Source organism: Sporosarcina sp. FSL K6-2383 (genome assembly GCF_038618305.1).
GTDB lineage: Bacteria > Bacillota > Bacilli > Bacillales_A > Planococcaceae > Sporosarcina.
The window spans coordinates 2,922,642-2,937,384 of the sequence record NZ_CP152017.1 but is presented as its reverse complement, the minus strand read 5'-3'; the positions used below and the strand labels follow the sequence as shown (position 1 = coordinate 2,937,384).

Annotated in this window: 14 protein-coding genes and 1 other annotated feature; of the genes, 5 read left to right on the top strand and 9 right to left on the bottom strand. The window is 40.5% G+C overall.

Annotated features, from left to right (window positions below):
- Positions 1 to 49: 49 nt before the first annotated feature.
- Positions 50 to 1,636 carry a phosphoglycerate dehydrogenase gene (gene serA, locus MKZ10_RS14705; RefSeq protein ID WP_342505687.1) on the bottom strand — a complete coding sequence of 529 codons (1,587 nt, stop codon included), beginning with the start codon at positions 1,634 to 1,636 and terminating at the stop codon, positions 50 to 52.
- Positions 1,637 to 2,797 (bottom strand): alanine--glyoxylate aminotransferase family protein, encoded by a 1,161-nt coding sequence (locus MKZ10_RS14700; protein WP_342505686.1) that lies wholly within the window; start codon positions 2,795 to 2,797, stop codon positions 1,637 to 1,639.
- Between the two features lie 199 nt (positions 2,798 to 2,996).
- Positions 2,997 to 3,236, bottom strand: a binding site (T-box leader).
- A 215-nt stretch (positions 3,237 to 3,451) separates the two neighbouring features.
- Here MKZ10_RS14700 and MKZ10_RS14695 point away from each other — a divergent pair.
- Positions 3,452 to 4,459: an LLM class flavin-dependent oxidoreductase gene (locus MKZ10_RS14695; protein ID WP_342510232.1), complete on the top strand. Its 1,008-nt coding sequence runs from the start codon at positions 3,452 to 3,454 to the stop codon at positions 4,457 to 4,459.
- Positions 4,460 to 4,603: 144 nt separating this feature from the next.
- Complete coding sequence (locus tag MKZ10_RS14690; protein ID WP_342510230.1) at positions 4,604 to 6,631, top strand: prolyl oligopeptidase family serine peptidase; 2,028 nt, start codon at positions 4,604 to 4,606, stop codon at positions 6,629 to 6,631.
- Between the two features lie 226 nt (positions 6,632 to 6,857).
- On the opposite strand, the gene MKZ10_RS14685 is transcribed toward MKZ10_RS14690, so the two are convergent.
- Positions 6,858 to 7,832 carry a M23 family metallopeptidase gene (locus tag MKZ10_RS14685; RefSeq protein ID WP_342505685.1) on the bottom strand — a complete coding sequence of 325 codons (975 nt, stop codon included), beginning with the start codon at positions 7,830 to 7,832 and terminating at the stop codon, positions 6,858 to 6,860.
- 403 nt (positions 7,833 to 8,235) lie between these two features.
- Here MKZ10_RS14685 and MKZ10_RS14680 point away from each other — a divergent pair, with 403 nt between their 5' ends.
- The gene (locus tag MKZ10_RS14680; protein ID WP_342505684.1) at positions 8,236 to 8,553 is read left to right on the top strand and encodes a thioredoxin family protein; all 318 of its coding nucleotides are present in this window, start codon (positions 8,236 to 8,238) and stop codon (positions 8,551 to 8,553) included.
- An 18-nt stretch (positions 8,554 to 8,571) separates the two neighbouring features.
- A complete protein-coding gene (locus tag MKZ10_RS14675) occupies positions 8,572 to 9,285 on the top strand; it encodes a gamma-glutamyl-gamma-aminobutyrate hydrolase family protein (protein ID WP_342505683.1) in 714 nt (237 codons plus the stop codon).
- Between the two features lie 5 nt (positions 9,286 to 9,290).
- Here the strand turns inward: MKZ10_RS14675 and MKZ10_RS14670 are convergent, their stop codons facing one another.
- The 6 genes from MKZ10_RS14670 to MKZ10_RS14645 form a co-directional block, all read right to left on the bottom strand.
- Positions 9,291 to 10,016 (bottom strand): glycerophosphodiester phosphodiesterase, encoded by a 726-nt coding sequence (locus MKZ10_RS14670; RefSeq protein WP_342505682.1) that lies wholly within the window; start codon positions 10,014 to 10,016, stop codon positions 9,291 to 9,293.
- Positions 10,017 to 10,418: 402 nt separating this feature from the next.
- A complete protein-coding gene (locus tag MKZ10_RS14665) occupies positions 10,419 to 10,976 on the bottom strand; it encodes a DUF1273 domain-containing protein (RefSeq protein WP_342510228.1) in 558 nt (185 codons plus the stop codon).
- 107 nt (positions 10,977 to 11,083) lie between these two features.
- Positions 11,084 to 11,842, bottom strand: a complete 759-nt coding sequence (locus MKZ10_RS14660; RefSeq protein ID WP_342505681.1) for a hypothetical protein — start codon at positions 11,840 to 11,842, stop codon at positions 11,084 to 11,086.
- A gap of 43 nt (positions 11,843 to 11,885) precedes the next feature.
- Positions 11,886 to 12,158, bottom strand: coding sequence for a hypothetical protein (locus MKZ10_RS14655; RefSeq protein ID WP_342505680.1), 273 nt, complete (start codon positions 12,156 to 12,158; stop codon positions 11,886 to 11,888).
- Entirely contained in the window at positions 12,158 to 12,718 is a 561-nt protein-coding gene (locus MKZ10_RS14650) for a hypothetical protein (RefSeq protein ID WP_342505679.1), read from the bottom strand. Before MKZ10_RS14650 ends, MKZ10_RS14655 begins: the two co-directional genes overlap by 1 nt.
- A gap of 92 nt (positions 12,719 to 12,810) precedes the next feature.
- Positions 12,811 to 13,464 carry a hypothetical protein gene (locus MKZ10_RS14645; protein ID WP_342505678.1) on the bottom strand — a complete coding sequence of 218 codons (654 nt, stop codon included), beginning with the start codon at positions 13,462 to 13,464 and terminating at the stop codon, positions 12,811 to 12,813.
- A gap of 269 nt (positions 13,465 to 13,733) precedes the next feature.
- On the opposite strand from MKZ10_RS14645, the gene MKZ10_RS14640 reads away from it, so the two are divergent.
- Positions 13,734 to 14,678 carry a hypothetical protein gene (locus tag MKZ10_RS14640; protein ID WP_342505677.1) on the top strand — a complete coding sequence of 315 codons (945 nt, stop codon included), beginning with the start codon at positions 13,734 to 13,736 and terminating at the stop codon, positions 14,676 to 14,678.
- Positions 14,679 to 14,743: the final 65 nt, after the last annotated feature.

The window sequence follows — 14,743 nt, the reverse complement described above, 5'->3', positions numbered from 1 at the left end:
CCCTGAAGAAATTCTAGTGGATGAAGTGGGGTTCCTTGCTTAACATAAATTAAAGATCGATTGCAATTACATCATAAATGTCTTCAAGCTCTTTTAAACGCTCGACGTTTGCTTTTTCGACATGATGATCGACGGTTAACATCATGATGGCATTTCCACCAATTGTTGACCGGCCAACTTGCATCGTCGCGATGTTAATGTTTTCGATAGCGAGTAATGTCCCAACGCGTCCGATTGCACCAGGCTGGTCCTTATGCTTGATAAATAGTAAGTGACCTTCAGGACTAATGTCTACTAGATTGTCATCGACTTTGACGATACGTGCACCTAGTCCGTTAAGAAGTGTTCCAGAGACGCGACGAACCCCGCTTGCTGTTGTGACTTCGACTGTCACTAAGTTAGAGAAGCCTTTTGTTGTAGATGTTTTATGTTCATTCACCTTGATACCAAAACGCTCTGTCAAAAACTTAGCATTGACGTCGTTGACATGATTACCAAGATTACGTGTTAGCAAGCCTTTCAGCGTGTTGCGTGTCAATGGACGAACGTCTGATTCTGCAAGGTCGCCAGAATAGTAGATGTTCACTTCTTCAATTACTTTATTGGATAAACGAGATAGGAAGATCCCAAGTTTCTCAGCTAAATCAAAGAAGGGCTCAATTTTAGCTAGTACTTCCTTCGAAACTGATGGTAGATTCACGGGATTGCGAACCGTACCTCCGCTGAAAAAGTTGACAACGTCGCGACTAACATCAATTGCGACACTCTCCTGCGCTTCAATTGTACTTGCACCTAAGTGTGGTGTCGCGATGACTTCTGGCAGAGTTAGTAGCTTGTGGCCAACGAATGGTTCGGTTTCAAAGACATCGAGCGCAGCTCCTGCAACTTTTTTCGAGACAACTGCATCGTACAAAGCATCTTCATCGATAATTCCACCGCGCGCACAGTTAACAATTTGAACGCCATCTTTCATAATTGCAAATGCTTCTTTATTAATCATGTGCTTCGTTTCTTTCAATAAAGGCGTATGGGCTGTAATGAAGTCAGCGGCTCTCAATACTTCTTCTACTGTTCCTAACGTAATCCCCATTTTCTTCGCTTTTTCTTCTGACAAAAATGGATCGTATGCGATGACGCTCATCCGTTGTCCTTTTGCTCTCGCTGCTACTTCTGCACCGATGCGTCCCATACCGATAACGCCAAGTGTTTTATTTTTTAATTCCACTCCGATGAACGATTTACGATCCCATTGTCCATTTTTCAATGAATTAAAGGCTTGTGGAATTTTACGAGCTAATGACATCAACATGGCAATCGTATGTTCAGCCGCTGAGTTCGTATTACCGTCCGGAGCGTTGACGACGATAATCCCTCTTTCCGTTGCAGCATCTAAGTCAATATTATCTACACCAACGCCGGCGCGTCCAATGATTTTTAAGTTTGTTGCTTTTTCAATAATGGCACGTGTGACTTGTGTTTGGCTTCTAACGATTAAAGCATCAAAGTCTTTAATTTTTTCAGCAAGCTGTTCTGGTGTATTTGTAGTATCAATGACAACATTAAAACCTTCTGCTTGTCGTAATGGAAAAATACCATCTTCACTTAGTGGATCGCTGATAAGTATATTAAAAGCCATTTAAACCAACACTCCTTCATTTACATAGATTTGTTGTGCGGCGGCTACGCCTGTGCCTAATGTAATTTGTTTGCCAACCTTGAGTAAGCCGATTTCAATCATACTAATCGTCTGAAGAACGTCTGCCGGCGAGCAATAGCCCATATGGCCAACGCGGAATATTTTGCCGCTTAAATGCTGTTGACCGCCTGCTACTGTGAGCCCAAACTCTTTTTTAATCACTTTTCTAAATGCCTCAGCATCGAAGTCCTTGGGTTGAACTGCTGTAACAGTAGGAGAAGCATCAGCGTCAGTTGTTAACAAAGGAATATCAAGTGCCTTGAAAGCCGCGCGCGTCATGTTCATCATTAATGTATGGCGTGCGTATACTTGCTTCAAGCCTTCTGCTGCAATCAATTCAAGTACTTGCTGCAAGCCGAATAATAAAGAAACGGCAGGTGTAAATGGTGTCGCGTCATTCTGGAGATTATCTCGGTATTTTGTAAGGTCTAAATAAAAGCCGCGTTGTGTATTTGATTCAATAACAGTCCACGCACGTTCACTTGCTCCGACGAATGTCAGTCCGGCGGGTAGCATAAATGCTTTCTGAGAACCGGTTACCATAATGTCGATTCCCCAAGCATCCATTTCTGTTTGAACACCACCGACGCATGATACGCCATCGACAACAATTAATGCATCTGATACTGCACGAACCGCCGTTGCTAGTTCGTGTATAGGATTCAAAATACCTGTAGATGTTTCGCAATAAGTAGAGAATACCGCCTTAATAGCCGGATTCGCTTGCACAAATTGTTGAACATCTTCTGGCTGAAGTGCTTGGCCCCATTCTACATCCAAACGATGGGCTTTAATATTATATGCGTTACAAATTTTCGTGAAGCGATCACCAAATGCACCTGTGACAACAACAAGTACCTCATCGCCTGGTTGAACGATATTGACAACAGCCGCTTCTAAGCCCGCTGTTCCACTGCCTGTAATGACTGCAACATCTTGTGTTGTACCAAATATTTGTTGTAGACCAGGTTTGATAGACTTTACGATGGCAGATACTTCTTTTCCGCGGTGGCCGAGCATTGGCTGGCTCATTGCTCGCTGTACACTCGGTGGAATCGGACTCGGTCCTGGAATTCTAAGAAACTGTTGATCTTGTAACATACTGTTCTCCTCCTAATTGAATGGTTTATTGACAAAAATCAATTATGCCTCGGCGTAATTGCGTCTGGATTTTGAATCGAGCTTGCTCGATTAACTCCCTTCAAAATCCGTGACATCGGCCGGAGGCTTTATTTTTTCAGTAGGAACTTGAACTTCTGCTGAAAAAATAAAAAAAGCCTTCCGTCCCTTACAAATAATTGTAAGGGACGAAAAGCTAGATTAGCTCACGCGGTACCACCCTGATTTACTGTCAGCAGAAATAAACACAATCTGACAGTCTTCGTTAGCATGCTTAACGGGCATGTGGCGGATTGGCTTACTTTGAATTTCAGCCTCTCAATTCCGAAGTGCTACTTTACGTTGAAATCACTGATTCACACCATCCATCAGCTCTCTTGAGATTTCGTCACATAAAGCCTGTCTCCATCATTACATTTTGAATTGTTATTGAATTTAGAACTTATCATAACAAATGAAAAACAAATGTCAAGCGTCTATTTTGCTTTAACGCGCTAAATCACTAAAAAAGTTTTTTGTAAGCGCTTTATACCGAATTTATTCGAAAAATAGCGTGAGAATTTTTCTTGGAGTCGGTTTGGTAGAGGAATTTTGTCTACAAGGGTATCATTTTGTATGACAATAAATTAAGGAGTGATTGACATAGAGACATTCAATTCGATTCCGCTTTCCGTGCTGGATCTTGCTCCTATCAATGTCGGGAGCAACGCAGGGCAGTCATTTAAAAATAGTGTAGAACTAGCACAGCATGTAGAAGGCTGGGGATTCAATCGCTACTGGCTCGCTGAGCATCATAATATGCCGGGTATTGGCAGTTCGGCAACATCTGTGCTGATAGGGCATATTGCTGGTGCTACAAAAAGTATCCGTGTTGGCGCTGGTGGTATTATGCTACCAAACCACGCGCCACTTGTCATAGCGGAGCAATTCGGCACGCTAGAATCGATGTATCCAGGAAGAATCGACTTGGGGTTAGGTCGGGCACCTGGCTCAGATCAGGCGACTGCTTATGCGCTACGCCGCACTTTGCAAAGCACCGGTGATGATTTCCCTGAACAGCTAGCTGAGCTACAAGCATATTTTGAACCGAATCGTGTCGCCCGTGTTCGTGCATTCCCAGGGGAAGGGCTTGACATACCTATCTGGTTGCTCGGCTCAAGTGGCTTCAGTGCGCAGCTTGCCGCACAAAAAGGCTTGCCATTTTCCTTTGCTAGCCATTTTGCGCCTGCCTATGTATTACAAGCTTTGCAGCTATATCATCAAAATTTTAAGCCGTCGAAATTTTTACAAGCACCTTATGCTATGCTTGGCGTTAATGTAATCGCAGCAGAAACGGATGAAAAAGCCCGCTGGTTGGCAACTTCTCAACAGCAGCAATTCCTTAGCCTAACGAGAGGTATGCCGACACAATTACAACCGCCGATTGATAACATTGATGAGGTATGGTCAGCGCAAGAGCGAGCATCTATTGAGCAAACACTCGATACGCGATCCACAATTGTCGGTAGTCCTGAAACGGTTAAACGGAAATTGAAGAGCTTTATTCAAGAAACGAAGGCGAATGAACTGATTATTAACTCGCAAATTTTTGATCAGCAAGCCCGCTTACGTTCTTATGAAATTGTTGCGGAAATGATGGACTAAAATTATAAAAAAATGACCATAATTCTTAATCGAATTATGGTTTTTCCTTTTAATCAGTAATCTGAAAAGTCATACGAATCAATCGTTTGTATGGTAAAATATAGTTGAAGTCCATTGTTGTAAGGGGGAACTAAATTGAGCGTTATGACAAAGAGAGAAGACGTTATTAACAATTATCATGGAACAGAAGTAGCGGACCCGTATCGCTGGCTAGAAAGTCCTGATGCAGCAGAAGTGAAAGAGTGGGTGGATGAACAAAATGAAGAGACGCAGGCTTTTTTAGCGACTTATCCAGAGCGTGAAAAAGTGAAGGAAAGATTGACGAAGTCTTGGAATTATCCGAAATACTCTGTTCCCCAAAAAGAAGGAGACTATTACTATTTTCATAAAAATGATGGGTTGCAAAATCAAGCAGTTTTTTATCGAACAAAGGATTTGGAGTCTACTGTGCTTGAGGTGATAATCGACCCAAATACATTGAATGAAGAAGGAACGGCTGCTATTACTAATCTGTCGTTTACGAAGGATGGCAATCGATTGGCTTATGGAATTTCATTGAACGGTAGTGACTGGCAGGAAATTCGTGTACGTGATTTGCAAACGGGTAAGGATGAGCCTGACGTTATTAAGTGGTGTAAATTCAGTAGCATTGCATGGAATGAAGCAGGCAGCGGCTTTTACTATAATCGTTTTCCAGAGCCGGGAACTGTGGATTCAGAGGATGAAAGTAATTATAATCGTGTTTATTGGCATACTGTTGGTACTTTGCAACAAGACGATGTGTTGACGTTTGAAGATATTGAGGATAAGGAGCTGTCTTTCGATCCTGTATTTTCCGATGATTATCGTTATTTGATTTTATCAGTATGGAAAGGGACGGAAAATAAGAGTCGAATTTATTACCGTGATGAGCAATCGGATGAGGGGTTTGTACATTTATTGGCAGAAGATGATGGGGAGTATTCCTTTATTGGTAATGAGGGACGACTGTTTTATTTCACAACAAATTATAATGCGCCAAAGGAGAAAATTATTGCGGTGCAGTTGGATAACCCGGGGAAAGAGCATTGGGTAGATATTGTTCCTGAGCGGGATGAAGTTCTGACATTTGTGCAAGTTATTAATAAGCAGTTCGTTGTTTGTCATTTGCATAATGCGCATGACAAACTGAGTATTTTTGATTTAGACGGGACATTTCTAAAAGAAATACCGCTTCCTAGTTACGTTTCGCTGGTAGGCGGGTCAGGCAAGAAGATGGCAACAACGATGTATATCGGTTATACGTCCTACTTAGTACCGACAACGATTGCGTGCTATGATTTTGAGCAGAATGAATTAACGCCTGTCTTTCAGCAGTCAGTGTTGTTTGATACGGAAGGTTTTGAAACGACACAAGTATTTTATCCATCGAAGGATGGGACGCGGATTCCGATGTTCTTAACGCATCGCAAGGGGTTGGAATTGACGGGTGACAATCGCGTGCTGTTGTATGGTTATGGTGGTTTTAATGTCAATTTGACGCCTGCATTTTCGCCGTCACAGCGTATGTGGATTGAGGCTGGTGGCGTGTATGCCGTTGCCAATTTACGTGGTGGTGGGGAATTTGGTGAAGAATGGTACAAAGCCGGGACATTGGAGCATAAGCAGAATGTCTTTGATGATTTTATCGCTGCGGCGGAGTGGCTGATTGAACAGAACTATACGAACAGCAAAAAGCTTGCGATTAGTGGAGGCAGTAACGGTGGATTGCTTGTGGCTACTTGTGTAACGCAACGTCCGGATCTATATGGGGCTGCACTTTGTTTAGTTCCAGTTACAGATATGCTGCGCTATCATAAGTTTACAGTTGGCCGTTATTGGGTGACTGACTATGGAAATGCTGAAGCGAATGCGGAGCATTTTGAGTTCATGTATAAGTATTCGCCTCTGCATAATGTTAAAGAAGGCGTCGAATATCCATCGACGCTTATAACAACTGCAGATACAGATGATCGTGTTGTTCCACTGCATGCTATGAAGTTTGCAGCAACCTTGCAGGCGGCACAGCAAGGTGAAAATCCGATTCTTCTGCGGGTTGAGAAGAATGCTGGCCACGGGCTTGGTAAACCAACTGTGAAAATTATTGAGGAGCAAACGGATATGTATTCGTTTTTGTTTAAAACATTAGGATGAAAAAATGCTCGACACCGTGAAATGTGGTGTCGAGCATTTTTCAATTGAAGAACATGTGAACGTTGTTTAGTTTATCGAAAACGTTGTCTAGTTTTAGGAAAACGTTGCTAGGTTGTTCGTTTATGTTGTTAAGTTCTTGGAAAACGTTGTCAGGTTATATGGTTGTATTGTTTAGTACCCCAGTTCAATAAAAGTACCAAGAACTTCCTCATACTGGTGATTAAAGTCAACGTGTTTTGTCTTGTCGTTCCCAAATCCGAAGTGAAGGATACGGATCGAATGCCCATTCGGTTCGCCCGTTATTTTTGTACATGCCGTAATGGAGATGCGGCGGGAATCGGCCGGATGTACCTTCTTTGCCGTACCCTGAACTGCCGACAAAACCGATGATTGTTCTTGGCTCGACGATATCACCCACTTTGATATCCTTATTAAAATAAGCTAAATGGGCAAAATAGTGATAGGTGTTGTGATTGTCACGAATTCCTACGCGCCAACCACCGAATTCATTCCAACCCATTATTTCAATAACGCCGTAGGATGTTGCCCGAACTGGCGTCCCATATCCTGCGAAAATATCGGTGCCTTCATGAATTCTTCTGCCACCCCAGCCTCTGCTCGCACCCCATGTACCCTTGTAACTATAATCGTAATTGGTTGGAACGGGAAAGGAATGCTCGTCCAACTCCAACGTTTCAAAGTATTGATATAATTTAGCGATGGTCATGATTTGATTAACGGTTTCTTCACGCTTGTAATAATCCCATAACGCCAATTTAAAATCTTCTTCTGTTTGTCCGTATCCGCTTAAAAAAGTCGCCATTGTTGAAAGTATGTCTTGTGGATTATTAGGATCAGCAATCCCGTCACCGTTGCCATCCTGTCCTTTACCGTCGAAGAATGTGATGGATTCAGGCGAGGTATCCGTTTTATGGGGATTAAGCACGCCTACCCAATATTCTTCAGAGTATTGGATGGCAATCGGTCCTTCTCTTTTAGGAATATCATTTCGAACCTGTTGAATATTGCGCTCAAACTGATCGATGGCAGCCAAGTTGAACCAGGGAACATCGGGGCTATCAAATTGTAAATACAACTGCATGCGCTGTTCGTTTATCGTCTCTTCTTTAGCCGCAACAACCGTGTAAAATAGTAAAGATAACATGATGATATACGTTGGTAGTAACACCCAGTGACGCACGAAAAAACCTCCTTTAATCCGTTTACATAGAATTCCCCAATCGAAAATTTTTATGACTACAAATTTTTTTGAAGTGAAGTTCACTGAAAACATGAACTAATCGTTCTGGTAATGATACAATTAAATTGTCTTAACTTGAATCAGCAAATATTTTTGCTGATTCAAGTTAAGCCTCCGGCGGATGTCACCAATTTTGAAGGGAGTGAATTGCGGGCAGTCTAAGTTCGCGACGTCCTGATTATGTGCTTAATTTCTGCAAAAAGCACAAAAATACGGCAAATCGAACCCTTCGCAGTTCGATTCACAACGACTGCACACCCACGTCCTGTGGGCACAATTCAAAATTTGGACGCAATTACGCCGAGCCGTAATTGATTAAATAAAAAAACAGGAGTGATGATAAATGGAAAAACTACAATCAATGGAACAATTTGAACAACTGAAAAATGAGGAGCGTACTATCTTTATGTTTTCAGCTGATTGGTGTGGGGATTGCCGTGTGATTGAGCCGATTTTACCTGGTATCGAAGCCGATTATCCAGAATATACATTTATTCACGTAGACCGTGACGAGTTTATCGACTTATGCGGAGAGCTTGATATTTTTGGGATTCCAAGCTTTATCGGATTCCATAGCGGTGTAGAAGTAGGTCGATTTGTGAGTAAGGATCGCAAAACGCATGCAGAGATTGAGGAATTCATTAATAGTCTTTCAGTTTGATTCGAAGGGGATTTGTCGATGAAACCAATAATTGGAATTACACCAGATGTGGAGAAAGATGACAAGCACTTCCTGCGAAATGATTATATGCAAGCGATTATCCGAGCAGGAGGATTGCCTTTCATAATTCCGATAGGTGATGAGGCAGATGTTGCGCAGATAGTTGGCTTATTAGATGGTCTTTTATTAACCGGAGGAAATGATATCAATCCGATATTATTTAATGAAGAGCCACACACGCATCTCGGTGAGGTTTCACCGAGTAGGGATTTGTTTGAACTGGAATTGGCACGGCAAATGCTGGCGGTGGATAAACCGATTTTAGGTATTTGTAGGGGGCTTCAATTGTTGAATGTTGCGGTTGGGGGTACTTTGTATCAAGATATTCAACAGCAATATAAAGGGCCGATTCTTCAACATTTACAAAAAGCACCTGATGCCCACCCATCCCATTTTGTACAATTGGCAAAGGGGAGTTTGCTTGCGAAAATCGCGGGTAGTGAACGCATTCAAGTAAATTCATTTCACCATCAGGCTTTGAAGGATGTACCTACGGTGTTCAATATTTCTGGTATTGCGAGTGACGGCATTATCGAAGCTGTTGAAAGTGTAGATAAACAATTCGTGCTTGGTGTCCAATGGCATCCTGAATTACTAGCGTCAAATGGGGATGTGGTTTCTCGACGGATTTTCGAAGAGTTTGTAGGTGTATGTGTGAATAAGAACAGCTGATTTACTCAGCTGTTCTTATTTAGATAGGTCAACATTTTTTCTGGGAAGTCCGTAAAAATCGCTGCGACCCCGACGTCTAATAATGCCTGGGCGTATTGTTCTTCATTTACGGTGAAAGTGCGTACTGTAGTACCGACTTCTAACACTTGGCGAATAGATGGGCGGAGTGCCGCTGGGAAAAATAGATGTAGTGCATCTGCAGGAATTGCATGTATATAATCGAGTGGCTCCACCAATACTTCCATGACTAAAGCCGCTGCTTCGATGTGGGGTGCAAGTTGTTTTGCAGTTCGGATAGCTCCGTGATCAAAAGACGACAAAACGACTCGTGAATCAAGATCCATCTCACTTATAAGAGCTATAACTTTCTTCACCATGCCATCATATGGAAAAATATCTGATTTCAGTTCGATATTCAAATGATGCGTTGTATCGGCAAAGACTTGAAGTACTTCGTGAAGTGTTGGAATCTTTTGCCCTTTAAATTCGGAGGAAAACCAGCTGCCAAAATCAAAGGATTGCAGTTCCGCTAGTGTCATGTCTTTGACGAATCCTGTTCCGCTTGACGTCCGATCAATCGTTTCATCATGGATAACAACAAGTTCACCGTCTTTTGTTAGATGAACATCAAATTCAACGCCATGTATGGGAAGACGCGTGGCTTCTATAAAAGCGGCGATAGTATTTTCAGGATGTGTGCCAGATGAACCGCGATGTGCGTAAATATCCATATGTTGTCAACCACCTTTTCATTTTGTTTATTGCAGTACGTGTTAAAGAGCTAATCGAATAACCATTGGAAAAGGGATGCTCTCAAATTGAGAACACCCCTTTATTTTGTCGGTAACATTTAAGTTTTGAATGTAATTTTTCATCCCGAATCATCGGGGAATAATTTCCATAGAAAGGATAAGCTTTCAGTGCCGCGGTCATTGTTCCACTGGGTTTTCTAACCTAAGCAACGCAAACCCTACCTACTTTTGCGTCCTTGCGACCCTATAGTCGCGCCAGTGTGAATAAGTATTCTCAAAAACATTTGTAGAATGCCAGATATTCAAATCTTGACAGTTACCTATTTGTTAACCGTTTAACTATAGCATGGAGGATTTGGGTTGTCAAATGATTTCGGGAAATCAGTACCACTCACTTAGCTGCTCTTCTTCCGCTATGACTTGTAAATCATCAGCGGTAATGGTGAATACCTGGTAATCAGAACGTTCAGCATAGCTTTCCGCAGCTTTCTTAATAAATTTCGGTGAGCCATCATTCTCTTCATCATAAACAATGAGAATGCCATCAGAATTCCGCATGAAAAACTTATCTTTTTCGATAAATTGCCAAGGGGCTTCATAGGGTCTTTTCGTCAGACTTGTATGGTAATCGGCTTGGGCGACAATTCGGTGATAAGTTTCTTTTTTCATGTCATTCCAATTCTTCTCTTGTTCAAGAAAAGGTGTGATAACGGCATATTTTAATTCGGTGTATTCTTTTTTTAAGTCAAAAACGACTTCGGCAGCCCATAGTTCAATGCCCAACTGTCCGCTAATAATGACCCACTCTAATCCTTCATCAATTAAGGCAACAAGTCGTTTTTCTAGTGCTTTCTTAATAAATCGTATGCCAGGATGTTTATCATCAAATATGCCAAGCTCATGTTGTTTATAGCCCGTGACGACTAAGCGTTTTACGATATCGTTTCACCCCCGACAAATGTATACAGTAGAAAAATCAGTTTTGATTGGCTCATGAACCTTCATATTACCAGAAATCCAATGCTTCGAGATAGTACTTCTACTTATTATTCAACTTTCGAAATTTGTCCACTGACACCGAAGATTTTTATTTCGTCAACTTCAACCGTTAGTTGATCCAATTTATGTTCCAGTGTATGAAGTGCAAGAAGTTTGGCAGATAATTGTTCTTCGTATTCCAACGATTGACCTAGTAATTTTTTGATTTGCAGATCGACTTGCATAAATGTTTCAGTGTCAATCGCAGATGCACCATTCCCGGCTACTAGCTTGTCGTTTTGTTCTTGTATCACCGAAAACTCAAGTCGAAGTTTATCAATTATATTATTTTTCTCGTCAATTTCTTGCAGTAAATGTTGTTCAACTTGATCAAACTCAGAATGTTCCTTGTTGGATTGCGCTAGCTGATCGATTGTTGGTAGAAGTGGTTTGTTTGCATTTTGAATATGACTCATTAGCCTATATTCAAGCTGTTCAATCATTATCGAGACACTTTTCATTTGCTGTAAAGCATCAATGGTTTCTAACTGTTTTTTACTTTGTATTTCATACGAGTGAATACGTTCCTTATACTCACTCGTCCGCTTGACTAATTCTCTATTGAGTCTAAATAAATCCTCGGTTAGTTCATTTTTTTCAACTGTTAGTTGTTCATTGTCGTCTGTTAATTTTTCCGATAAAGAGTAGTAATAATCACTTTGAACTTTCCTTACTTCATTTTTATATTTAGCTAATTCCGCCTTTAAATAGATAATTGTTTGCTCCAGTTGCTGAAAGCTGTTTTGTCTGGTGTTCTCACTAATCATGTTAATACCTCCCATCGTAGATGTTTCCGAGGCAGATGCTGGATTAGGACTTTTCTTTAAGGAACGTGATGATAGCTTCAAAATCCTTTTGATTATCTGTGATAATTTGTTCAAGTACTTCTATAATTTGTACTCGTGAATCACCTGAAGCTCTTTGTTCTATATTGACGAGTAGATGGTTCATCAATATATTCAAAGTTTCTTTTTCTAAAAAGATAAAGCTATTATCGTTGTCATGTTTATCTTTTTTTCGATCATTAAGCTGTTCTTTCATAAACTGTCGGATGATTTGTTCATCGTCAGCTAAATTGCTCATTATTCATCCTCCTGTAATGGAATAGTGCCATTGAGATTGATGGGATTAATAACTGCAATCCCCTCTTTCAGCTGATCGCTATGTGTAAACCCCATAATGCTTCCGGCATAGGATTTTGTAGGAGACCATTTAATCTGGAAATTTGAAAATGAAATAGTTTCATTTGGAGCAATAGGGACATTACCTATAGGTCTAAGCCAAAATTCCTCCGTATTTGTTTTATCATTTATACGCTCCCATTCACTAGCATTTTTTAGAGATTGCTTGAAGTTATCATGAACATAGCGTCCGGAAAATGAGAACGGGGATTCCTGAGGGACTTTTATGCATATATAGGGATTAGTAATTGGGGTATTACCTGCATTATGTACATGATAAGTACCAAGACAAAGGCTCTCCTGTCCTGGTTCATGGGAAATATTTAAAGAAAAAGTGAAATAACTTATGATATTTATTTTATTAGAATCATTCTGTTCAGCTATCAATATTTTGATTTGATCTAAGTAGGACTTTGATTGCCGTTGAAGTTTGGTAATTTTTTGTTCCACTTCATTTTTCATTATGACTTCCTCCTGTTCAAAAAAAATAAAGAGAGGGATATCCTCTCTTTATAATATGTTTGGTGCTTCCTAATTATCACCATCAGCCGCTATCAACTACAGCAGTTGCCGCCAGCGTCGGGAAAAACAACAGAGCATTGTTGTGGACGTATTGGTGCAGCGCAGCCTGATACTATATCCGCCCTTGGTTCACAGAAGTCTGCTAAAAATTCAACAGTAACTGGGAATGTCGATTGAATGCTTTGACAAGTAGCTACTGAGATGGTTAATGCAGAGAAGGTAATGGTACCATCGCCTGCGATGAGTGTGCCAGTAGTACATACAAAGCAATCTAGATTAGTGTATGTCACTTCAACATCAGTTCCTACAGGCGCACATAATGTGACTTGTTCACAACGAGAAACAGGGATATCCGCACTTGTTAACATCGTCCCGTTTGGAAAAGTAAGGATAACTGTGACGACAAAATTCTTTTGAATATTAAGCTGTTGAAGGCATACATTCGTTCCATCGATGGAGAATGGACGATCTTCGCGATGTAGGATAACGATTGGATTCGATGCGGCCGGAACAACATCACATGTAACGGTTGCACCTGTTAAACTTGTCGTTGGTGTAACTCCCGGAAAAGCAAGAGCTCCTGTTGGAGAAATATCAAACGAATTTTCTTTAACAATCCAGTCATATACCTTATCGACATTAATACAAATTAGTTCTTTGCCATCAAACGGCTTTTTTTCTTGCATTTTTGCAGACACCTCCAAATTTTTTATCTTTCACCCGTAGCATATGATGTGGAAAAATGAGTGTCTGGGCGGGGAAATAACTTATTGGGATATTTTTTAAATTTCATTCGTTAGGAAAGAAATAAGTACAAACATTATTTAAGAAGGGGTCTCGATTTTTAAAAAGCTGACACTTCAACCTATTAATAATCAGCGTTAAAGGTGACAATTTGTCACGAAATGAAAACATGAGTAATAGAATAGGTATGTACTGTAAAGGGGGAATAGTGGTGGCTGATGCTAAGTTATACTCCGCTCAAGACATTGAAAAATTAAAACAGAAAATCGCGACCTATAGAGATACCTTAACAACATTGAAATCTGGAAATACAATTGATGACTATCTCTTTATGAAAAGTGAATTGACTAGCTTTAAAATGCAAGTCTCGCATTTAGAAGGATTGATGGGACGACTAAGTGACAAACGGAGTATGCAGATAGAGGAGTATGAGCAACAACTTGATACATTTTCACAACAGATAGGTTCACTTAACAAAACTGTCGAGGAGTTGAACAAGGATCTTTCCGCAGTTATGAATCAATTACTAAATGAAGGTACAGAAAATATGAATACTTCTATCGACATGCAGGATACAGTGAATAGTAATCAAAATGTAGTTGAGATGGATGTTATTGAAGCAACTCCTCAATTGGAAGAGAAAACATCCATTTCTTCGATTCAACAATCGAATCGTACTCCCTCATATAAGTCTCTGCAAAGTCTTATAGCAAGGGCTAATGAAATCCAAGAAGTTCCAAGTGCTTCCGCGCCAATAGTAAGTAAGCTTCAACCACCTGGTAAACAAAGTTTCCCTTCAATCGGTAATCACCCAAATCAAATCTATAATGGTCTAAATAGAAATTTAAACAGGGAGACTACGATTCATTTCAATAATGCTACGACCAAACAGGCTATGCCAACAAGAAGAAATGATAATCAGGTTCCTGCTCAATTACCACCGGTTATAGAGCCTGATGAAAATGAAGTAATAGAACTATTACCTGAGGAAGTATTTTATAAAGCAACACTTGAGGAGGTTGCGCCTTATGTTGAGGAATTTAAAGAGGAGATGAATCCGGAGGTTTCGATAGAAAAATCTAATGAAATGAAGCGTCAACAACATAAAAATAAAGAAGCACTATCTTTGTTCAATTTTTTTCGAAGGAAGTCTTAAGATTATATTAAAAATGAATATCATTTTACCCTGTGTTCAACAATCACTTTGACTTAGTGTCAGGA